13 protein-coding genes are annotated in these 20,983 nt (G+C 70.7%); 8 read left to right on the top strand and 5 right to left on the bottom strand.

Going from position 1 to position 20,983, the window contains the following annotated elements:
• Positions 1-2,874, bottom strand: coding sequence for a carboxypeptidase regulatory-like domain-containing protein (locus tag KY572_RS32545; RefSeq protein WP_224247543.1), 2,874 nt, complete (start codon positions 2,872-2,874; stop codon positions 1-3).
• 815 nt (positions 2,875-3,689) lie between these two features.
• On the opposite strand from KY572_RS32545, the gene KY572_RS32540 reads away from it, so the two are divergent.
• Complete coding sequence (locus KY572_RS32540) at positions 3,690-3,926, top strand: hypothetical protein (RefSeq protein ID WP_224247542.1); 237 nt, start codon at positions 3,690-3,692, stop codon at positions 3,924-3,926.
• Between the two features lie 90 nt (positions 3,927-4,016).
• The gene (locus KY572_RS32535; protein ID WP_224247541.1) at positions 4,017-6,002 is read left to right on the top strand and encodes a 4-alpha-glucanotransferase; all 1,986 of its coding nucleotides are present in this window, start codon (positions 4,017-4,019) and stop codon (positions 6,000-6,002) included.
• Positions 6,003-6,011: 9 nt separating this feature from the next.
• On the opposite strand, the gene KY572_RS32530 is transcribed toward KY572_RS32535, so the two are convergent.
• Both KY572_RS32530 and KY572_RS32525 read right to left on the bottom strand, forming a co-directional pair.
• On the bottom strand, positions 6,012-6,749 hold the full coding sequence (locus tag KY572_RS32530) for an AMIN-like domain-containing (lipo)protein (RefSeq protein WP_224247540.1): 738 nt from the start codon (positions 6,747-6,749) through the stop codon (positions 6,012-6,014).
• A 100-nt stretch (positions 6,750-6,849) separates the two neighbouring features.
• Positions 6,850-7,851, bottom strand: coding sequence for a DUF1028 domain-containing protein (locus KY572_RS32525; RefSeq protein WP_224247539.1), 1,002 nt, complete (start codon positions 7,849-7,851; stop codon positions 6,850-6,852).
• Positions 7,852-8,283: 432 nt separating this feature from the next.
• Between KY572_RS32525 and KY572_RS32520 the strand changes: the two genes are divergently transcribed.
• The 4 genes from KY572_RS32520 to KY572_RS32505 all read left to right on the top strand — a co-directional run bounded on the left by KY572_RS32520 (position 8,284) and on the right by KY572_RS32505 (position 12,813).
• Entirely contained in the window at positions 8,284-8,844 is a 561-nt protein-coding gene (locus tag KY572_RS32520; RefSeq protein ID WP_224247538.1) for a peptidoglycan-binding domain-containing protein, read from the top strand.
• A gap of 81 nt (positions 8,845-8,925) precedes the next feature.
• A complete protein-coding gene (locus KY572_RS32515) occupies positions 8,926-10,221 on the top strand; it encodes a pyridoxal phosphate-dependent aminotransferase (protein ID WP_224247537.1) in 1,296 nt (431 codons plus the stop codon).
• Between the two features lie 124 nt (positions 10,222-10,345).
• Entirely contained in the window at positions 10,346-11,635 is a 1,290-nt protein-coding gene (locus KY572_RS32510; protein ID WP_224247536.1) for an NTP/NDP exchange transporter, read from the top strand.
• A 29-nt stretch (positions 11,636-11,664) separates the two neighbouring features.
• A complete protein-coding gene (locus KY572_RS32505; protein WP_224247535.1) occupies positions 11,665-12,813 on the top strand; it encodes an SDR family oxidoreductase in 1,149 nt (382 codons plus the stop codon).
• Between the two features lie 214 nt (positions 12,814-13,027).
• Here KY572_RS32505 and KY572_RS32500 read toward each other — a convergent pair whose 3' ends face one another.
• Positions 13,028-13,363, bottom strand: a complete 336-nt coding sequence (locus KY572_RS32500; RefSeq protein ID WP_224247534.1) for a hypothetical protein — start codon at positions 13,361-13,363, stop codon at positions 13,028-13,030.
• Positions 13,364-13,806: 443 nt separating this feature from the next.
• Here KY572_RS32500 and KY572_RS32495 point away from each other — a divergent pair, with 443 nt between their 5' ends.
• On the top strand, positions 13,807-18,300 hold the full coding sequence (locus KY572_RS32495; protein WP_224247533.1) for a DNA topoisomerase 3: 4,494 nt from the start codon (positions 13,807-13,809) through the stop codon (positions 18,298-18,300).
• A 22-nt stretch (positions 18,301-18,322) separates the two neighbouring features.
• Here the strand turns inward: KY572_RS32495 and KY572_RS32490 are convergent, their stop codons facing one another.
• Entirely contained in the window at positions 18,323-19,774 is a 1,452-nt protein-coding gene (locus tag KY572_RS32490) for a phospholipase D-like domain-containing protein (protein WP_224247532.1), read from the bottom strand.
• Between the two features lie 386 nt (positions 19,775-20,160).
• Here KY572_RS32490 and KY572_RS32485 point away from each other — a divergent pair, with 386 nt between their 5' ends.
• Complete coding sequence (locus KY572_RS32485) at positions 20,161-20,973, top strand: M57 family metalloprotease (protein WP_224247531.1); 813 nt, start codon at positions 20,161-20,163, stop codon at positions 20,971-20,973.
• The last annotated feature ends 10 nt before the right edge of the window (positions 20,974-20,983 follow it).

Genomic DNA, 20,983 nt, shown 5'->3' with positions numbered 1-20,983 from the left:
CTACTTCGCGCGCATCAGCGTGAGCGTACGGGCCTGCCCGTCCCGGCGGATGGCCAGGGTCGCCTGGCTGCCGGGAGCCCCCAGCTCGCGCTGGCGGGCCTCGCCCGGGGTGAGCACGGTGGCGCTGTCGATGGCCGTCACCACGTCGCCTACCTGGAGGTCCCCCACCTCCGCGCCCGTGGCGATCCAGCTGATGGTGACATCGTCGCCGCTCATGCCGAAGCCGAGCCCCAGGCGTCCGGGCTCCACGCGAGGCGGGCCCAGGCGCCAGTCTCCCAGGTCCACCTCCTTCCCGGAGGCGATCGTCACCTGCTTCTCGGCGATGTCGTGCTGCCGCTCCCAGGCGGTGAGGCGGTGGGTGCCGGGCGCGATGTCGTTCATCCGGAAGCGCCCGTCGGGCCCTGTCGTGGGTGACATGAGGCCGTTGAGCTCGACGAAGGCCTGGCTGATGGGCTCGCCCGTCTTCGCATCCAGCAGGCGACCCGTGACGCTCCCGCCGGCGTCCACGACGATGTCGACCTGGGTCGCGGTGCCGGAAGGCGCGGTGGCCTCGACCTTGCCGGCGCGACCGTCCGAGAGCGTGGCGGTGATGGACACCCGGCCCGGCGCGATGTCCTCGACCACGAAGCGATCGCCGGTGAACTCGAACGACTGCTGGGGGATGTAGTCCTCGTCAGTGCGCACCGCCGCCACCACGAGCTGGAAGCCGTTGACGGCGCGTCCTCCCGCCGAGCGGACCGAGCCGCTCAGCCGCGCACCGGGGGTGAGCTGGAGCGTCGCGCTGCCGCTCGTCGCGGGGACTCGGGGTAGATCGCCGCTGCGGCCTCCGTTCGTCGCCCAGAGGTGCAGCATGTCCGAGCCGATCGGATCCGCGACCACCGTCACCCGTCCGGACTCATCGGTCAGGTCCTCGATGAGGATGTTGGACTTGCCTGCCTCGCTGCCCATGACGACGGCGCCCACGCTGGGCGCTCCATTGGGCTCGAGGACCGTGACGGTGATGGGCCGCCTGGCTTCACGCACCTCGAGCTCGACGCGCTGGACCTTGCCGGCCTCCAGGGTGACGGTCTTCTCCTGGTCGTTCATGAAGGGGGCGTCCGCCAGCCAGGCCATGAGCTGGTAGCGGCCGGCGCGCACTCGCATGGAGAACGTTCCCTCGGCCGTGGCGGGCAGCTCGATGCGATCGGGGTGCTGCGCCTCGACGCGTCGGGCATAGACCGTGACGGGCCGAGTCGGAACCTTGCCCCCGGTCAGGCGGACCGTTCCCTCGAGGGTTCCTTCGTCGGAGAGCTGGATCTGGACCCGTGCCGTCTGGCCGGGCTCGACCTTGACGGGGACGCGGGTGTTCTCATCGCTGTTGGGAGGACGGGCCGCGACGTAGATGTCTCCCGAGGGCAAGTCCTCGAGCGCGAAGCTGCCCGCCGCGTCCGTCACGACGGAGGTCGCTCCTTCCAGGGGGCCCCACCTGCGCTGGGGAGTGATCTGGACTCCGTTGACGGGCTTCTTCGCGCTGTCGACGACGGTTCCTTCGATGCGGCCGTTGGCGACCAGCTCGGCGACAAGCTCGAAGCGCTGACCTTCCAGCACGGTGATGCCGCCGCGGCGCAGCGGCTTGAAGCCCCGAGCCCGGACCGTCACGTCGTACGAGGCTGAAGAGAGCCCTCCCACCTCGAAGTGCCCGGCCACGTCCGAGGTGGCGCCAGCGAGGTCTCCCGGGGCACCGCTCGAGCTGACGGAGATCGCCGCGTCGGGGATGGGCGCTCCCGTGTCCTTCCGGCGCACGACACCCGCGATGGACGTCGCGGAGCCCAGCCGGATGCGGATGTCCCTGACGGTCATCCCGGCGCCGACCACGATGCGACCCGGGGCGGAGCCCGTCTTGTCTCCCTGGCGAGCGGTGAGCTGATAGGCCCCGGGAGGAACATCGAGCGAGAAGGCACCGCCCGCGCTCGTGTCGCTTACCACGGCCTCGTCCGTGCCGAAGGCGCTCACCTGGGCCTGGGCGGCGGGCTTTCCATCGGGCAGCTCGACGAAGCCCTCGAGGAAGGCCGAGCCTTCCAGCTCGACCGTGACGCCCGAGGACGGGACACGCACGCGCGCCAGGCGCTTGGGGGCATGGCCCGGAGCGCGGGCCTCGAGCTGGTACTCGCCCTTGGCGAGCCCCTCGAAGCGGAAGTTCCCGCGTGCATCGCTGGCGGCGGAGTGCCTCTCTTCCTGCGGAGCGGAGGCGCGGGCGTCGAGGAGCGAGGGGCGCGGGATGAGCGTGAGCTCCGCGAGGGGCACCGGGTTTCGAGTCGCTCGCTCCACGGTGGAGCCTTCCAGGATGGCCCCAGCGTCGAGCGTGAGCCGGACGGAGGTGGTGCTCTCACCGTGTGGACGGGTGACATCCGCCCGCGCGGTGGCGAAGCCCTCGGCCCGCGCCGAGACGAGATAGCGGCCCGCGCGAGCCGGGAGCACGAGCAGTCCCGCCTCATCAGTCACGCCTGAGCCAGCGAGGCGCCACGCTGGCAGGCCGGTGGTGGGCTCGCGAGGGCCACGCAGGTAGAGCGACACACGAGCTCCTGTCCGCGGGCCGGAGGGCGTGACGACCTCGACGCGCAGGGTTCCTTCCTCCGCGCGCATCGGCTCGGCGACGGGGGGCGTCGCGCCCTCCGGGGCGGTAGCGCCCGAGCCTGTTCCCTGCCGGTCCAGACCGGTGGAAGCGCCGGAGGCGGAGCGTCTGGAGGAGTCCTGCCCCGATGATGCGCCCGGGCCCGAGGCGGACGTCACAGCCGGGGAGGGCTCACCCGAGGGCTTCGATGCGTCGCGCCAGGCCCACCAGGTAACGAGCAGGAGCACCGCGGCTCCGATCACGATGAGCACCTTTCGGTTCATGCCGCCTCCGGCAAAGCGAGTCCGCGTGCATCAGACACCGTCTGCGGAGGCTGATTCCAGATTTCATCGACAGCCGACCCCTGGGGGCCCGCTGCGAATCGGAATGGGGAGGCCCTCGTCCGTCTCGGGGAGGAGGGAACTCAGGTTGGAGATATCGGCGTTGCGGCCCATTCCCCAGACCACGGGCAGGCCTCGCCAGAGGGCGTAGTGGTACTCGGTGGACCATGGGTCCCGGGGAAGTGCTTCGAGCAGCTGGCCTTGGCGCAGTGCGCAGAGGCCCTCCTGCGTCGTGGGATAGCGACCTTGTCTGGCCAGCCACCGCGAGGAAGAGGCGAGCCAGGTGGTGCACCCAGCCGCGCCCGAGAGTCGGAAGAGGAGTCGTCATGCTCGACGCTGACCCCTGTTCATGTCGCGTGCCAGCGCTGAACACCTCGGCCGTCCGAGGTCTGCCCGGAGCTGAGGTACCACCCTCCTGTCGGGCGAATCCGGTCCGAACTGGTCTGCTTGTCATACCAGTTGGGGACCGGTTCTCGCCCAGGGCGCCTCCATGGCTGGGCTGCTCCCTGGGCACAGGAGGCTCCCTCCATGGCGCAAGCACTCCTTCGGAACGTCCTGGGTGCCGCAGCCGCACGGCTTGTCACACACGGCATGCTCCCGATTGCCATCCTGGCAATCGAGGCGTCAGGGCCTCCGACAGGGCTCCGTCCCCGGCTCCAAATTTTCGGAAAAGGAGACGCACGATGGGATGGGCGACGGAGGCACTGCGCGCATTGGCAAGAGGAGAACAGGTGACGATCCGACCTCGAGGAGGCTCGATGCGAGGAAAGATCGAAGACAGGCAGCTCGTCACTCTCGGCCCGGTGGACCCCGTGGAAGTGCGGGCCGGAGACGTGGTTCTGGTTCGGTGGAAGGGCGGCGTGCTGCTGCACCTGGTGAAGGAGGCCCAGGGAGACCGGCTCCTCATCGGCAACAACCTGGGCCGGTTGAATGGGTGGGTGCGTCGTCAGGCGGTGGCTGGGCGACTGGTTCGGGTCCATCCCCTCGGAACGTGAGCAGGAGCGCGTCGCTCGAGTTCCCCCGGATACACGAGAGCCAGGCCGCATCGGCTATGGTCCCCGCCGCGAGGGTCTCTCGGGGAGCTCATGGCTGAACGGATCGGGTCGGACGACTTGCTGGAGAAGATGCGCGGGCTCGTGGCCGAGGCGCTTCAGGCGCTGGACGTGCGCAACCTGGTCCTCGGCATCCACGACCCGAGCTTTCCCAGCAACTCCGATGAGGACACCGGCCGCGGCTCTCCCTACTCCCGAGGCGCCGCCCGCTTTCTCGAGTTCGCCCGGATGCTGGGCTTCACCGGCATCCAGCTCGGCCCGCAGGGGCAGACCTCCGAGTCCAACGCCTCGCCCTACGACTCGACGCTGTTCTCCCGCAACATCCTCAACATTCCGCTCCGTGCCCTGACCGAGGAACCCTGGGGCCAGCTGATGCGCCCGGGGCGTTTTGCCGCCCTCGTGGACATGCGTCCTCCCGCTGGAGCGGGGCCGGGACAGCGCTACCGCTACGCCTTCCGGGTCCAGCAGGCCGCGCTCGAGGAGGTGTGGAGCACCTTCCAGCGTGAGCGGGCCCGGCAGGATGCGCCGCCCGCCATTCGAGACCTCTCCCTGCGCTTCGAGTCCTTTACGAAGGAGCACCGGGACTGGCTGCGGCGCGATGCCCTCTTCGAGGCCCTCTGCCTCGAGCACGGACAGCGCGACTGGCGCCGCTGGAATGGACAGGGAGAGGCGGCGCTCGACGCGCGGCTGTTCGCGCCGGGGCCCGGAGAGGCGGAGGCGAGCCAGGCCCGCCAGCGCTTCCTGCTCGCGAAGCACGCGGAGCTGATCGCGCGCTACGCCTTCCAGCAGTTCCTTGTGCACGCCGCCCACCGGGAGCTGCGGGCCCGCGCCGAGGGCTGGGGGCTCAAGCTCTATGGCGACCTGCAGATCGGCTTCTCGCTGGAGGACGCGTGGGCGTGGCAGGACCTCTTCCTGCGCACGTACCTGATGGGGGCGCCGCCCAGCCGCACCAACCCCGAGGGCCAGCCGTGGAACTACCCGGTGCTGGACCCCGCCCGACTCTTCGAGCCTCGCGAGGGCCTCGCCGCCGAGCGCCGCCCCGGCCCCGTGCTGCGCTTCATGGACGCGCGGATGGACAAGATGCTCGGGGAGTACGACGGCCTGCGTATCGATCATCCGCACGGGCTGGTGTGCCCCTGGGTCTACCGCTCGGGCGAACCGGATTCTCTGCGCGCGGTGCAGACGGGAGCGCGCCTCTTCGACTCGCCGGACCTCCCGGACCATCCCGAGCTGGCCCGGTATGCCATCGCCACCGGGGAGCAGATCGACCGCTCGGCGCCGCGCTACGCGGACGGGTGGGTGCGCTCGCTCACCTCGGAGCAGGTGCGCCAGTACAGCGTCCTCTTCGACACCATCGTCGCCTCCTCGCGGCGCCACGGGCGCGTGCTGACGGACCTGCTCGCCGAGGTGCTCAGCACGCAGCCCTATCCGCTCCAGCGCGTGCTGGCGCAGTACGGGCTGGGGCGCTTCCGCGTCACCCAGAAGGCCAACCTGGAGAACCCGGCCGACGTCTACCGGAGCGAGAACGCGGCGCCGGAGGACTGGGTGATGGTGGGCACCCACGACACCCCGCCCCTGTGGCGCGTCGCCGAGCGCTGGCAGCAGACGGGCACGGCGCGCGCCCAGGCGGAGTACCTGGCGTGGCGCCTCCACCCGGAGCCCGAGGGCCGAGAGGACTTCGCTCGGCGGCTCGCGGCGGAGCCAGGGCTGCTCGTGCAGGCGAAGTTCGCGGACCTCTTCGCCTGCAAGGCGCGCAACGTGATGATCTTCTTCTCGGACCTGTTCGGGCTGCGCGACATCTACAACGCGCCCGGCAGCGTCAACGAGGAGAACTGGACCCTGCGCGTGCCAGCGGACTACCCCCGCGAGTACCGCGAGAAGCTGGCGCGGGATGCCGCGCTCAACCTGCCCCGAGCCCTGGCGCTGGCGCTGCGAGCCGGAGGCGAGCCGTCCCGCACGCGCCACCGCGAGCTCATCTCCGCCCTGGAGCAGGTGGCCGACGCGCTGCGGAGCCCGTGAGCCGGGCGCTCACTGCTGCACGTCCACCACGAGGCGGGTCGGCTCGCGCAGCTCCATCACCCGGTACTTGTTGGGGCGCGCGTTGCCGAGCACCCACGTCACCTCGGCCTCGAAGTCGCAGGTGAGCTCCAGCTCCTGGATGACGGGCAGGGCCGCCTTGCGCTCGCGCTCGGCCACCGTCACCTCGCCCCCCTCGTGCGCCTGCGCCGGAGTGAGGCTCACCTGGAGCCAGGCCTGGCCGGCGACCTCCGTCGGATCTCCCGAGCCGCACTTGATGACGGGCTTGTCCACGTACTCGATGTGGTAGCCGGGCAGCTGCGCCCCGTCGAACTCGAACACCACGCGGTCGAAGCCCTCGTTCTTCGCCGCGCGCACCGAGCGCAGCGTCACCGGAGCGAACCCCTGGCGCGCCAGCTTCACGATGCCCGCGGTCCACTCTCGGTTCTTCGGATCCTCGGGAGCCACCGCGCCCTGGGCCGGAGCCGTGCTCGGCGTGGGAGCAGCGGTGTCCGGTGGCGTGGGAGGAGCCGGCGGCGTCGGGGGAGCGTCCGCGGTGCCCGTGGGCGGAGTGCCACTCGGAGTCGGAGCGGGCGCGGGCGCCGCGGGCTGAGAAGGAGAGGGCGCCGTCTGAGGCGCGGGCTCCGTCTGGGCCGCGGGCTCCTCCTTCTTCGAGCACCCCGCTGCGACCAGGCAGCCCACCAGCCCGAGGCACCACCACCCACGTCCGAAGCCTTTCGCCAGCGTCATCCGTCACTCTCCTGGGGCCCGTCGCCGAGACAGGCCGGCGCCCCCCTCTCTCATGGGAGGCACCGTGCGTTCCAGCGCGGAGTGACGTGCGCGGCGGGGCCTACGGAGCGGGAACGAGCGTCCCGCGCTCGGCGCGCAGGACGAACTGCACGAACGCGCCGTCGAGCCTCCGCACGCCGCGGCTCGCCTCCTGCGTGGCGCGGGGGAAGAAGACGTTGTTGAGCTGGAAGGCCGCCAGGGCCTGCTCGGCGTCGTCGTTCCAGCGGCCATCCATCGGCCCGTGGTAGTAGCCCAGCTCCCGCAGCGTCCGCTTCAGGCACTTGATGGTGGAGTCATCGAGCGTCACCGCGTCCGCGGGGTCCGGCGGGGCCAGCTGCCCCAGGTAGCGGTAGAGCTCCTCCTCGAGCTGCGCGAGCGCGTTGGGCTTGCCCGCCACCGAGGCATCCGCCAGCAGCGGGGTGACGGCGCTCAGCGGGGACACCGCCGACCAGACGCGCAGGGTGGCGGAGCGCTCGCCGCGCGTGTCGCGCCCCACGCCCACGCCCGCCTTCAGGGCCGCCAGCAGCCGCAGGGGGAAGCTGCCCGTGGCGCTCTCGAAGCCCTGGGCCATGGCCTGGCACACCGCCGCGTTCGTCTGCCCCGCCGCCTGCACCGCGTAGGTGGCGCCGGCCACCGCGCAGCGCTGCGTCCAGCTCGCCTCGCCGGTGAACTGCCCCACGTGCACCGTGCCGTTCGGGCTCAGGGACACCACGCCGAACTGGCGCATCGCGGACATCGGATCCGCGGCGAGCACGGCGTCGAGCGCCTGCTGTGCCGTCTCGCCCGCTCCCACGCGCGCCATGATGGCCTGGGCCTCGTCCACGGAGGGCATCATCTGGGACGCCACCGCGATGCCCGGCTGGCCATGCGGCACGGTGGAGGAGGTGACGGGGAAGGAGATCACCGCCACGCCGCAAGCGCGGCTCACCGCATCACACGCAACGATGGAGCGAGTGCCCAGCACGTTGACGTTGAGGCTGGGGGTGGCGCCATCCGAGGCGGAGGCCGAGGCCGCGACCAGCAGGAGAGGCAGAACGAGGGACAGTCGAGAAGAGTGCTTCATGGGTTATGGGCCTCGGTAATGACGGCGCTTCGAAACGAGCGAGCGAGCGAGTTCTGAAGATGGGCTTCGCGTCTGACAGCCCGCGCGCTCGGCCCTTCTGGCCCGAGTGTGGCTGCCTGCTTATTAAACCCTATCAGATAATACTCTTATTTCCGAGAATCACCGGATTTGCAATGGATCCGTCGGGCAGTGCAACGTTTCACGGGCAAAGGATGATTCGTGGGTACTGGCGCACTCGGGTGGGTCTCTCGCGACGCCTCGAATTCCGAGACACCGAGGCGGATCATCTCGTGACAGCGAGGTGATATTTCACTGACAGCAACCCACCTTTGAGGTATGAGTCCGCCCCGCTCCTTGGGGGGGCTGGCGTCGCGCGCGTGGCTTCTGGATCAAGCGCTCCCCCGTCATCGAACCCAGCCCCTGGAGTCGTTGATGCCCCCCTCCCTGCCGCCTCTGCCCGGGTCGTCCTGTGCCTCCGAGTCACCGAGCGCTCTCAAGCAGGGCGTGTGTGGGCCGGACGTCGAGCAGCTCCAGCGCCAGCTCGAGGCCGCGGGGTTCGAGCCGGGTCCGGTGGACGGCATCTTCGGCGCGAAGACGAAGGCGGCGCTGATGGCGTTCCAGCGGGCCCGAGGCCTGGAGGTGGACGGCATCGTGGGTTCCCGCACGTGGGCGGCGCTGGACATGCGTCGCGGCTCGGGGCTGCGCCCCATCCTCAAGCGCGGGGTGTGCGAGGGCTCGGTGGTGGTGCTGCAGAAGGTGCTGGCCACGCACGGGTTCGATCCCGGCGCCAGGGACGGCCTCTTCGGTCCGAAGACGGAGCGCGCGGTGCTCGCCTTCCAGCGCGCCAAGGGTCTGGAAGCCGACGGTGTGGTGGGGCCGAAGACGTGGAACGCGCTGGGCATGACGGCGCCGCGCTCCTTCCCGCTGGCGGCCAGCCCGGTGCAGGCCGTGTTGCCCGCCCGCACGGAGAGTGGTCGGTCCTACCCGGTGTAGTGTCGATGGATGCCCCATGGGCGCCGCGTGGCGTATATGGTCCCGCGTCCAAAGCGGCACGCGCGCCCACCGGAGCACCTCATGGCCATCGATCTCACCACCCTCCTCCCCAAGCGGGATGACACCTATGTCGGCACGATGGCCAAGGGCCTCGTCGGCAGTGAAATCCTGCGCATCGCCGCGGAGATCCGCGAGCTGACGGCGCAGGGCCGCAAGGTGTGCAACCTGACCGTGGGCGACTTCAGCCCCAAGGAGTTCCCCATCCCCACCACGCTGGGGCAGGGCATCGCCACCGCGCTCCAGGCGGGCGAGACGAACTACCCGCCCTCGGACGGCGTGTTGGATTTGCGCCAGAGCGTGCAGCGCTTCTACGAGCGCGTGCTGGGGCTGAAGTACCCGCTGGAGGGCATCGTCATCGCGGGCGGCGCGCGGCCCATCATCTACGGCACCTACCGCACGCTGCTGGACGAGGGCGACACCGTCATCTACCCGGTGCCCTCGTGGAACAACAACCACTACACGCACATGATGGGGGCCAGGGACACGGTGGTCGTCACCAGCGCCGACCACGGCTTCATGCCCACGGTGGAGCAGCTGGCCCCGCACCTGTCGAGCGCGCGGCTGTTGTGCCTGTGCAGCCCGCTCAACCCCACCGGGACGATGATCTCCCCGGAGGTGCTCAAGGCCATCTGCGAGCGCATCGTCGCGGAGAATCGCGGGCGCAAGGAGCGCGGCCAGGCGCCGCTCATCCTCATGTACGATCAGATCTACTGGACGCTGAGCTTCGGGCGGACGAAGCACGTCACGCCGGTGGAGCTGGTGCCGGAGATGGCGCACTACACCATCTTCGTGGACGGCATCTCCAAGTCGTTCGCGGCCACGGGCGTGCGGGTGGGGTGGGGCATCGGGCCGCCGGCCATCATCTCTCGCATGCGGGACGTCATCGGCCACGTGGGGGCGTGGGCGCCCAAGGCCGAGCAGATCGCCGTGGCGCGCTCGCTGGATGACGTGCAGGGCACCGCCTCCTTCATGGAGACGATGAAGCACCGGGTGCAGGAGCGGCTGGAGGCGCTCCACCAGGGCTTCGAGAAGATGCGCGAGGCGGGGCTGCCGGTGCGCGCCATCGCGCCCCAGGGCGCCATCTACCTGTCGGTGCAGTTCGACCTGGTGGGCAAGGCGGGGCTCAAGACGAACGACGACATCCGCAAGCTGCTGCTGGAGAAGGCCAGCTTCGCGGTGGTGCCCTTCCAGGCCTTCGGGCTGAAGGACGACACCGGCTGGTTCCGCCTCTCCGTGGGCGCTGTCTCCATGGCGGACATCCGCGAGGCGATGCCTCGCGTGGAGGCCACGCTGCGCGCGGCGGTGAGCGGGGCCTGAGCGCCCTCGCCCGAGGAGCAGGCGTGCACCGGGAATAGCCGCCCGGCGCGGGGGTTGGGGCAGACGTGCTCCGGGGGAAGCGGCTCCGGGGCGCGAGCCGCCCCGAGGACTGCGACCTTCACCCATGCTCAAGCGATTCGTGGACGTGAAGGAGGAGGAGCTGGGCGCGGTCCTCTGGTCGTTCCTCTACTTCTTCACGCTGATGTGCGGTTACTTCATCCTCAAGCCGGTGCGTGACGAGATGGGCACGGCCGGCGGGGTGAAGGGGCTCAAGACGCTGTGGACGGCCACCTTCGTGGTGATGCTGGTGGCGGTGCCGCTCTACTCGGCGCTGGTGGCGCGCTGGCCGCGCAAGCGCGTCATCCCCTTCATCTATCGCTTCTTCCTGCTCAACCTGGTGGGCTTCTTCGTGGTGCTGAAGCTGGGCCTGGCCAGCGCCTGGGTGGCGCGTGCCTTCTACGTCTGGCTCAGCGTCTACAACCTCTTCGTCGTCTCCGTCTTCTGGAGCTTCATGGCGGACCTGTTCGTCAGCGAGCAGGGCCGCAGGCTCTTCGGCTTCATCTCCGCGGGCGGCACCGCGGGCATCCTCCTGGGGCTGTTGCTGGTGCGCCAGCTCGCCGTGCCCCTGGGGCCGGTGAACCTCATCCTCATCACCGCGGCGCTGCTGGAGGTGAGCGCTCAATGTGTCCGCAAGCTGTCGCGCTGGGCGTATGACGTGCAGTCTCCGCCCTCGGTGGGCGCTCCGGTGGGAGGCAGCGTGCTGTCGGGCCTCAAGCTGCTGGCCACCTCGCCCTTCCTGCTCGCGCTGGGGCTGCAGACGGTCTTCTACACCGTCACCTCCTCGTTCCTGTACATCCTCCAGGCGAAGCTGGTGGACACGGTGGCCAGCGGCGCCGCGGCGCGCACCACCGCGTTCGCCAACATCGAGCTGTGGGTGCAGGTGTTGACGCTGCTGCTCCAGGCCTTCGTCACCGGGCGGCTCATCTCCCGGCTGGGGCTGGCGGTGGCCATGGCCGTGGTGCCCGTGCTCACCGGCCTGGGCTTCCTGGGCCTGGCGCTGGTGCCCGTCATCCTGGTGTTCATCGCCGTGCGCTCGCTGCGTGGCGCCGCCCACTACGCGCTGGAGCGCCCCTCGCGGGAGATCCTCTTCACCACCGTGAGCCGCGAGGAGAAGTACAAGGCCAAGAGCTTCATCGACACCGTGGTGTACCGGGGCGGGGACGTGGTGGGAGGCTGGATGGAGGGCGGGCTGACGGCGCTGGGGCTCGGGGCCGCGGGCGTGCTGCTGACCGCCATGCCCATGGCCGGGCTGTGGCTGGCCATCTCCCTCTACCTGGCTCGCCACCCACGCGTGAAGCGCCAGGCCGAGGTGGCCTCGCTGGGCACCATCCCCAGCGATGCCCCGGCCCGCTGAGGGCTCGAATCTTCCCAGGAGGGGGAAACATGAAGCTGTCTCGCAGGGGTTTGATGCAGGGAGCGGCCGCGCTCGGCTCGCTCTGGGCGACGGGGTGCGCATCCACGAAGGAAGGTGGCGGCTCCACGCAGGCCGCGCCCGTCTCGAAGAAGAAGATCCTCATCCTCGGAGGCACGGGCTTCCTCGGGCCGGCGCTGGTGGAGGCGGCGAAGCCTCGCGGCCACACCCTCACCCTCTTCAACCGCGGAAAGACGCGGCCCGGCCTGTTCCCGGAGGTGGAGAAGCTCCAGGGTGACCGGGACGGCAACCTCGAGGCGCTGAAGGGCCGCCAGTGGGACGTCGTCATCGACACGTCCGGCTACGTGCCTCGCGTGGTGCGGGCCAGCGCCGAGCTGCTCGCGCCCAACGTGGAGCGGTACCTCTTCGTCTCCACCATCTCCGTCTACAAGGACATGGACGTCCACGGCATCGACGAGAGCGCGGCCGTGGCCACCGTGGAGGACGAGAAGACGGAGGATGTCTCCCAGCACTACGGCGCCCTCAAGGCCCTGAGCGAGAAGGCCGCCGAGGCCGCCATGCCCGGCCGCACCACCGTCGTCCGCCCCGGCCTCATCGTCGGCGAGGGGGACCCCACGGACCGCTTCACCTACTGGCCGGTGCGCGTGGCCCGGGGCGGCGAGGTGCTTGCTCCCGGCGATGGGGCGGATCCCGTGCAGTTCATCGACGTGAGGGACCTGGCCTCCTTCATCCTCGGCCTGGTGGAGCAGCGCACGGTGGGCACCTTCAACGCCACGGGCCCCGCCAGCACCCTCTTGATGCGCGAGCTCCTGGAGGCGTGCAGGACGGCCAACGGCGGCGACGCCCGCTTCACCTGGGTGGACGCCGACTGGCTGGTGGAGCAGCAGAAGGTGATGCCCTGGTCGGACATGCCCATCTGGATTCCCCGCTCGGGCGACTCCAAGGGCATGGGCCGGGTGAGCACCGCCCGGGCGCTGGCGCACGGGCTGAAGTGCCGCCCCACGGTGGACACCGCCCGAGACACCCTGGCCTGGTTCAAGACGCTGCCGCCCGAGCGCCAGCAGAAGCTGCGCTCGGGACTGGCTCCCGAGCGGGAGAGCGCCGTGCTCGCCGCGTGGCACCAGCGCTCGAGCGCGGGCAGCCCGCCGGCCAGCCCCTGAAAAAGACAAGGGGGATGCCCCTCATCGAGGCATCCCCCCTGCCGACCTGGATTCGGAGCCACTCCCCCCTCCCGGCGAGCGGCTCCGCATCAGATCTCCCGACCGAAGTGTCCCGCCCGGCATGCGGAACACTCTCCACGCCCTTGGGATGTCGGGGCCCTTGGCTTCCCCGTCATCCTCCCACTTCAGAAAGGGCCACCTGGACGGTGGCGGTTCAGCCGCGCTCCACCAGCACCGCGAGCGCGAGCGGTCGGTGGAGGGTGAAGACCCGGCGGACTTCCCGGCGCGCCACGGCCTCGGGAGCGCTCTCCCGGGCGGGCAGCAGCGAGGCGAGCCGAGTCCTCCCCTCCACCACCAGGCGCAGAGAGACGGCCACCCCGGCCTCCAGCACCCGGAGCTGGCGGCGCTTCTCGCGAGCGAGAGCGTCCAGCGGCGAGGCCGAGCGGGTCGGAACGATGACGAGAGGGCGAGCCGCTCGAGGCGAGCGGGTCAATCGCTGGGGAGTCGTGGCGCTCGCGCCGGACTCCGAGAGCAGGACCGTTCGAGACATCCCCCCTCTTGCTTCCCCCCGCCGCGAACGGTGCTGCGAAAGCGACTGCATGCTGGTCTCTCCGATGATCGAGCCGTGGTGACTGCGCATGGAATTGCTCCCCCCAGCTCCCGCGTGCCCGCAGGCCGCGAAAGCAGCGAGCAGGATGATGGCCAAAACGCCCACGAGAGTTTTCCAGCCCAGCGCCAAACACTTGCGTGAGGACGCCACGCTTGTCAGGCGCCGGCGCCGGGGGGGCGGAAGCGGGCAATCAGAGAGGTGGAAACTTCACCGAAGGTGCGAGGTAGGCTCCCCGGTGGCACAGGGAGCAGCCGTGACGGGTAGGACCCCAGAGAGGGGCGCGATGTCGGTGGGGCACGATAAGGAAGAGGTTCGTCCGGGGAGCCCGATCGCATCGGGGTGGGGAGGATGAGGTAGGAGGGGAAGGCATGAGGTGGGATGCGATGGGTGCAGGACGCGAAGAAGAGAGGACCCGAGAGGTGGGCCGCGAGACGGCTCAGCGGGGCCGTGCGTCCGTGCTCGCGGTGGTGGCGGAGAAGCCGGCGGTGGCTCGGGACATTGCCCGGGTGCTGGGGGCCTCGCAGCGCGGGGAGGGCTGGTTCCGGGGCAACGGCTACGTGGTGACGTGGGCCATCGGGCACCTGGTGGGGCTGGCGCAGCCGCACGAGATGCGGGCCGAGTGGAAGCGCTGGAGCCGTGAGCAGCTGCCGATGCTGCCTCGCGAGTGGCCGCTGGTGGTGTCCGAGAACACGCGCTCGCAGTTCTCGGTGGTGCGCGAGGTGATGAACTCGCCCGAGGTGAGCGCGGTGGTGTGCGCCACGGACGCGGGCCGCGAGGGCGAGCTCATCTTCCGGTACATCTATGAGGCGGCCGGGTGCCGCAAGCCGGTGAAGCGGCTGTGGGTGTCGTCGCTGACGGAGAGCGCCATCCGCGAGGGCTTCCGGCAGCTCAAGGAGGGGGCGGCGTACGACGCGCTGGCGGACGCGGCGCGCGGGCGCAGCCGGGCGGACTGGCTGGTGGGGATGAACCTGTCGCGCCTGTACACGCTGGGGGGCGGGGAGATGCTGTCGGTGGGGCGGGTGCAGACGCCCACGCTGGCCATGGTGGTGGAGCGCGAGCTGGCCATCCGCGACTTCGTCCCCGAGGACTACCTGGAGGTGGTGGCCACCTTCCTGCCCCAGGCGGCGGAGGTGCCGGCGGGGGCTCGGTACCGGGGCACGTGGTTCCGCGAGGTGGACCCGAAGACGGGGGCGAAGCTGGCCGAGGGCGCGCGCGAGGCCCGGCGCCTGCACGCGGATGGGGTGGAGGCGGGCGAGGTGATGGCGCGCGTGCGGACGGGGCGGGCGGCCATCGAGTCGCTCACGTCCGAGACGAAGAAGATGGCGCCCCCGCTGCTCTACGACTTGACGGAGCTGCAGCGGCACGCGAACCGGCTCTATGGGTACAGCGCGCAGCGGACGCTGGAGCTGGCGCAGGCGCTGTACGAGAAGCACAAGCTGCTGAGCTACCCGCGCACCTCCAGCCGGCACCTGTCGACGGAGGTGGCGGCCACCCTGCCGGACGTGGTGCGGGCGATTCGCGGGGCGTACCTGCCGCTGCTGGCACCGGGCACGGGCGAGCGGCCGCTGGGCCGGCGCTTCGTGGATGACGCGAAGGTGACGGACCACCACGCCATCGTGCCGACGCCCACGTCTCCGGATGAGGTGCGGCTGTCGCCGGACGAGCGGCGCATCTATGAGCTGGTGTGCCGCCGGCTGCTCGCGGCCTGGCACGAGGACCACGTCTGGTCCGTCACCACGGTCATCACCGCGGTGAGCTCGCCCGGAGCGGGGGGAGGGCCGGAGCGGGTGGATCGCTTCCACAGCTCGGGCACGCAGGTGGTGCGCCCCGGGTGGAAGGTGCTGGACGTGGGCGGGCCGAAGCCGCCGAAGGAGCGTCCGAGCAAGGCCGAGAAGGAGAAGGAGGAGAGCGAGGGCCGGGAGCCGGAGGATGACGCGCAGGATCTGCCTGCCGGGCTGCAGCGCGGGCAGCCCCAGCGCGTGGAGGATGTGGAGGCGGTGAAGAAGCGCACCCGGCCGCCGCCGCGCTTCACGGACGCCACGCTGCTCACGGCGATGGAGACGGCGGGGCGGACGCTGGACGAGAAGGAGCTGGCGGACGCGATGCGCGAGACGGGGCTGGGGACGCCCGCCACGCGCGCCGCCATCATCGAGGTGCTGCTGGAGCGCGAGTATCTGCAGCGCCGCGGCAAGTCGATGGAGGCCACGGAGAAGGGCATCCGCCTCATCCAGACCGTGCACCCGGACGTGAAGACGCCGGCCATGACGGGGCAGTGGGAGGCGTGGCTGCAGCGCATCGAGCGCGGGCGGGGGGACCTCTCGGACTTCCTGCGGAGCATCGAGGCATACGTCATCGAGGTGGTGGGCAAGGGACCGGCGAGCGTGCCGCCCCGAGCGCCTCCGGCTCCTCGTGGGGGGGCTCCCTCGGCGCCCGTGGAGGAGGAACGGCGGGAGTCTCGTCCGAGGCCCATGCCCATGGAGGCCCCTGCCGTGGCTGCGAGGGCTGAGCATGAGCCCCGCGCCGCGAAGCCCAGGGCGGAGTCCACCTCAGCCGTGGCTGCCGCCCGTCCGCGGGTGGGCGCCGCGAGCGCGTCGGCGGTTCCTGCGGCTCGCCGTGCGCCACGAACGCCCACTCCGCCTGGAGAGCTTCGGAGGCTCTTGAAGGAGGCCTTTGGCTTCGAGGACTTCCGTCCCTACCAGGAGGACGTGTGCCGGGCGGCCACCGCCGGAGAGGACCTGCTGCTGGTGATGCCCACGGGGGCTGGCAAGTCGCTGTGCTACCAGCTGCCGGGCCTGGCCCGGGCGGGCACGACGCTGGTGGTGAGCCCGCTCATCGCGCTGATGGAGGACCAGGTGACGAGGCTCCAGTCGCTCGGGTTCGCGGCGGAGCGCATCCACTCGGGTCGGGACCGGGCCACCTCGCGCCAGGTGTGCGCGGACTATCTCGAGGGACACCTGGACTTCCTCTTCATCGCTCCCGAGCGGCTCGGCGTGCCCGGCTTCGTGGAGCTGCTGGCCCGGCGCACGCCGGCGCTCATCGCCATCGACGAGGCGCACTGCATCTCGCAGTGGGGCCATGACTTCCGCCCGGACTACCGGCTGCTCGGCTCGCGCCTGCCGATGCTGCGCCCGGCGCCCGTGGTGGCCCTCACCGCCACCGCGACGCCCGACGTGCAGCGCGACATCGTCCAGCAGCTCGGGCTGAAGGGCGTACGGGGCGGGGCGGCTCGCACCTTCATCCACGGCTTCCGCCGCACCAACATCGCCATCGAGATGCGCGAGCTGAACCCCGGCCAGCGCGGCGAGGCGATCCGCGAGGTGCTGTCCGAGCCCTCGCGCCGCCCAGCCATCGTCTACGCCTCCACGCGCAAGCACGCCGAGCAGCTGGCGGACCTGCTGGGCTCGGACTTCCCCGCCGCCGTGTACCACGCGGGCATGCAGCCCGCCGACCGTGACCGCGTCCAGGCCGCGTTCCTGGAGGGCCGGCTGGAGGTCATCGTCGCCACCACGGCGTTCGGCATGGGCATCGACAAGCCGGACGTGCGCACCGTCTTCCACGCCGCGCTCCCGGCCAGCCTCGAGGGCTACTACCAGGAGCTGGGGCGCGCGGGACGGGATGGCAAGCCCTCGCGCGCGGTGCTCCTGCACTCGTACGTGGACCGCCGCACTCACGAGTTCTTCCACCAGCGCGACTACCCGGAGCCCGCGGTGCTCGAGCAGCTCTTCCGCGCAGCTCGCGTCGAGCTGGAGCCCAAGGAGGCCCTGCAGGCGCGCATCCGCATGGACCCGGAGGTGTTCGACAAGGCGCTCGAGCAGCTGTGGATCCACGGCGGCCTGGAGGTCACTCCGGACGAGATGGTGCGCCGGAGCAAGCCGGGCTGGGGGCTTTCGTATGCCGCGCAGCGCGAGCGCAAGATGCTCCACCTGGAGCAGATGGGCCGGTACGCGGAGTCCTCTGGCTGCCGCATGCGCCACCTGGTGGAGCACTTCGGTGACGTGCAGGACTCGGGCAAGCCGTGCGGGCTGTGCGACGTGTGCGCGCCCGAGGGCTGCGTCACCCTGCGCTTCGCCGAGCCGGGCGAGGGAGAGCTCAACGCCCTGGGGCGCATCCTGGACGCGCTGCACGAGCGCGATGGCCAGGCCACGGGTCGCCTGCACCGCGAGCTCTTCGGCGAGTCCCTGCCGCGCCGCGAGTTCGAGCGGCTCGTGGGAGGCCTGGTGCGCGCGGGGCTCGCCCGGCTGAGCGAGGACTCCTTCGACAAGGAGGGGCAGCGCATCACCTTCCAGCGGCTCACGCTCACCCCCGATGGCCAGCGCACGCGTGTCATCGAGCCCGATCTCGTGCTGCTGCCGATGCCCCTCGAGGCCAAGGCCTCGAAGAAGCGTCGCCTCCGCCGCTCGAAGGGGGAGGGGAGGCGCGCCGAGAAGCGGAGCCCCATGGGTGGACGTGCCGCCGAGGCCCGCCCGGCCCGTGCGGCGGCGGGTGCCGGCTCGTGGAGCGGCTCACGTGCCTCCTCGGCTCGGCCCAACGTCGCGGCGGCTCCGGGCTCGCTGAGGGTGGTTCCCGACTGGGAGGAGGCGCCAGGCGCTGGCGAGCCCTGGGACGAGGAGGCCGACGTCGGCGTGCGGCGCGGACGGGGCGCTCCGGCTCCGAAGCCCTCGCCCGCGCTGGTGGAGGCGCTCAAGGCCTGGCGGCTCGCCGAGGCCCGGCGGCGCCGAGTCCCCGCCTTCCGCATCCTCACGGACCGGGTGCTCGGTGTCATCGCCGCCGTGCGCCCCCAGGACAATGACGCGCTCATGGCCATCCAGGGCGTGGGCCCCAAGCTCATCGAGCGCTACGGCTCGCAGCTCCTGGCCCTCGTCGGCCGCGTCCACTGAAGGTGGCCCCTCATCATTACCACTAGAGGTAGGGAGACATCAGCCGCGCCAGCCCATCCCTCAGGCGGATGGGCAGCGAGCGCTGCTCCACCTCCTCCAGCGTCAGCAAGCGGCCTCGGGAGATGCGCTCCTCCACCACCTCTTCCAGCCGCTGGGCCAGCGCCGCGTCGTAGCACTCCACGTCGAACTCGAAGTTGAGCCGCAGCGAGCGCGGATCCCAGTTCGCCGAGCCGAGCAGCGACCACATCCCGTCCACCACCATCAGCTTGGCGTGGTCGAACGGCGGCGCCGTGAGGAAGACGCGACAGCCGGGCCGCATCACCTGCCAGAGCTGCGCCGTGCTCGCCCACTGCACGAAGGGCAGGTTGCCGCGCTCCGGCAGCAGCAGATCCACCCTCACCCCGCGCAGCGCCGCCACGTTGAGCGCGGTGATGAGCCCCTGGTCCGGCAGGAAGTACGGGGTGATGATGCGCACCGTGTCTCGCGCCGAGGCCAGCGCCCCCAGCAGCGTCCAGCGGATGTGCTCGAAGTCCTCGTCCGGCCCGTCGGGGATGCCTCGCGCCACCACCGGGCCTGCCGGCTCCAGCGCCGGGAACCAGGCCTCGCCCGTCAGCCGCTCCCCCGTGGTGAAGGCCCAGTCCTGCGCGAACGTCTCCTGGAGCTGTCCCACCACCGGGCCCTCGAGCCGGAAGTGCAAGTCCCTCGCGCCGTCCTCGCCCGGCAGGAAGTGCGCGCGGATGTTCATGCCCCCCGTGAAGCCCACCCGCCCATCCACCACCATGAGCTTCCGGTGGTTGCGCAGGTTCATGAAGGGCAGCCGCTTGGGCATCAGCGTGGGCAGGAAGCGCGCGGCCCGGACGCCCGCGCGGCGCAGCTTCCCGGTGATGGGAGGCCACGTGTAGCGGCTGCCCAGCGCGTCCACCAGCACCCGCACCTGCACCCCGCGCCGCACCGCCTCGCCCAGCGCCTCCACGAAGCGCCGGCCCGCCATGTCATTGTCGAAGATGTAGCTGCACAGCGTGAGCGAGACGCGCGCCGCGCCGATGGCCTCCAGCATGGACGGGTAGGCGTCCGTGCGGGACTCGAGCACGGTGACGCGGTTGCCCGGCAACAGCGGCCGCTGCACCACCGCGTCCACCACCCGCGTGAGCGAGGCCAGGTGCGCCGCCGCGGGCAGCGCCTCCGCCAGCGCCTGGGCCGTCAGCGGCGTGGGGCGGGGGCCCGGAGGAAAGCGCCCGTGCTCCTGCCGCAGCGTCAGCGAGCGCGCCCGGCGGCGGATGCGGTTGATGCCCAGCAGCAGGTACAGCACCGCGCCCAGCACCGGCACCAGCCAGATGAGGCCTACCCAGCTCACCGCCGCGCGCACGTCCCGCTTGCGCAGCACCGCGTGCCCGGAGGCCAGCACGCTGACGAGCACCGTCAGCGCCGCCACCACGTGCGGCCCCATCCTGCCGAGCAGCTCGAGCACCTCCATGGCGCTTGCCCCTCCCGGGCCGTTCTCCTCCGCTGGCGTGGAGGAAGGGAAATATGGGGCGCCCAGGCACGCCGCGCCGCGTCCAAATGGGGGTGATTGAAACCAGGACACCCCTGTCGTTTTGCGCAACGGTGACGTGATTGTGACGGATTCAGCCAGAGTCCAGCTACTTGGCTGCGAGGTTGTCAAAGAGGTTTACAGTTCCCGCCAAAAACATTGGAGCCTCAATGCTCCGGGCTTCTCCGGCCCTGCCGGGTAACCCCTGATTTTTAATTAATCAAGGCTCTTGGCCTGAGAGTTGCTCAATGGAGGGCCGCGCCGGACGCGGCTGAGGGTGTCCCAGGCGGCCGGCGCTCAATCCCCCGAAGTCCTCCAGAGGAAGACTGATGCTCAAGTTCCGTACCGTTGCGATGCTGGCGGGTGTGACCCTTTTCGGCGCGGCCTGCGGTGGCCCCGAGGAGCTGCCCCAGGAATCGAAGCCGATGACGTTCGAGGAGTTCAAGGCCTCGCTCACGAAGGAGGACTTCGAGGGCGGCAAGTACATCTTCGACCAGGACATCGCGCTGGAGGAGAGCGAGCTGCAGGCCTACTACGACAACAACATCGCCAACGACCTGGGCAAGAAGTCGGACGGGCTGGCCGTCTACTACGTGGGCGGTGACATCAAGTGGAGCTCCACCGCGGCGCGCAACCTCACCTACTGCGTGAGCAAGACGAGCTTCGGCACGCGCTACAACACCGTGGTGAGCGCGATGAGCAGCGCCGCAGCCGCCTGGGAGGCCACCGCCAACGTCAACTTCGTGCACTCCAGCACCTACGACACCAACTGCACCGCGAGCCAGACCGCCGTCGTCTTCGACGTGCGCCAGGTCAGCGGCCAGAGCTACACGGCGCGCGCGTTCTTCCCGAACTCCAGCCGCTCGGCCCGCAACGTGCTCATCGACTCGAGCGCCTTCGGCAACCTGGGCGTGTGGACGCTCACCGGCGTGCTGCGCCACGAGCTGGGCCACACCCTGGGCTTCCGTCACGAGCACACCCGTCTGTCCAGCACCGGCTGCTACGAGGATGCCAACTGGCGCGGCCTGACCACCTACGACGCGGCCTCCGTGATGCACTACCCGCAGTGCCGCGGCACCCAGACGGGCGACCTGGTCCTGACCAGCCTCGACAAGTCCGGCGCCCGCGCGCTGTACCCGTAGTCTCGCACCC

The sequence above is a fragment of the Hyalangium gracile genome (assembly GCF_020103725.1).
Classification (GTDB): Bacteria; Myxococcota; Myxococcia; order Myxococcales; family Myxococcaceae; genus Hyalangium; species Hyalangium gracile.
This window is presented reverse-complemented; position numbering and strand designations above follow the sequence as displayed.

Coding starts and splice junctions, on each gene's coding strand:
- KY572_RS32545 (WP_224247543.1), bottom strand. CDS start 2,874: ATGAACCGAAAGGTGCTCATCGTGATCGGAGCCGCGGTGCTCCTGCTC.
- KY572_RS32540 (WP_224247542.1), top strand. CDS start 3,690: ATGCGAGGAAAGATCGAAGACAGGCAGCTCGTCACTCTCGGCCCGGTG.
- KY572_RS32535 (WP_224247541.1), top strand. CDS start 4,017: ATGGCTGAACGGATCGGGTCGGACGACTTGCTGGAGAAGATGCGCGGG.
- KY572_RS32530 (WP_224247540.1), bottom strand. CDS start 6,749: ATGACGCTGGCGAAAGGCTTCGGACGTGGGTGGTGGTGCCTCGGGCTG.
- KY572_RS32525 (WP_224247539.1), bottom strand. CDS start 7,851: ATGAAGCACTCTTCTCGACTGTCCCTCGTTCTGCCTCTCCTGCTGGTC.
- KY572_RS32520 (WP_224247538.1), top strand. CDS start 8,284: ATGCCCCCCTCCCTGCCGCCTCTGCCCGGGTCGTCCTGTGCCTCCGAG.
- KY572_RS32515 (WP_224247537.1), top strand. CDS start 8,926: ATGGCCATCGATCTCACCACCCTCCTCCCCAAGCGGGATGACACCTAT.
- KY572_RS32510 (WP_224247536.1), top strand. CDS start 10,346: ATGCTCAAGCGATTCGTGGACGTGAAGGAGGAGGAGCTGGGCGCGGTC.
- KY572_RS32505 (WP_224247535.1), top strand. CDS start 11,665: ATGAAGCTGTCTCGCAGGGGTTTGATGCAGGGAGCGGCCGCGCTCGGC.
- KY572_RS32500 (WP_224247534.1), bottom strand. CDS start 13,363: ATGTCTCGAACGGTCCTGCTCTCGGAGTCCGGCGCGAGCGCCACGACT.
- KY572_RS32495 (WP_224247533.1), top strand. CDS start 13,807: ATGGGTGCAGGACGCGAAGAAGAGAGGACCCGAGAGGTGGGCCGCGAG.
- KY572_RS32490 (WP_224247532.1), bottom strand. CDS start 19,774: ATGGAGGTGCTCGAGCTGCTCGGCAGGATGGGGCCGCACGTGGTGGCG.
- KY572_RS32485 (WP_224247531.1), top strand. CDS start 20,161: ATGCTCAAGTTCCGTACCGTTGCGATGCTGGCGGGTGTGACCCTTTTC.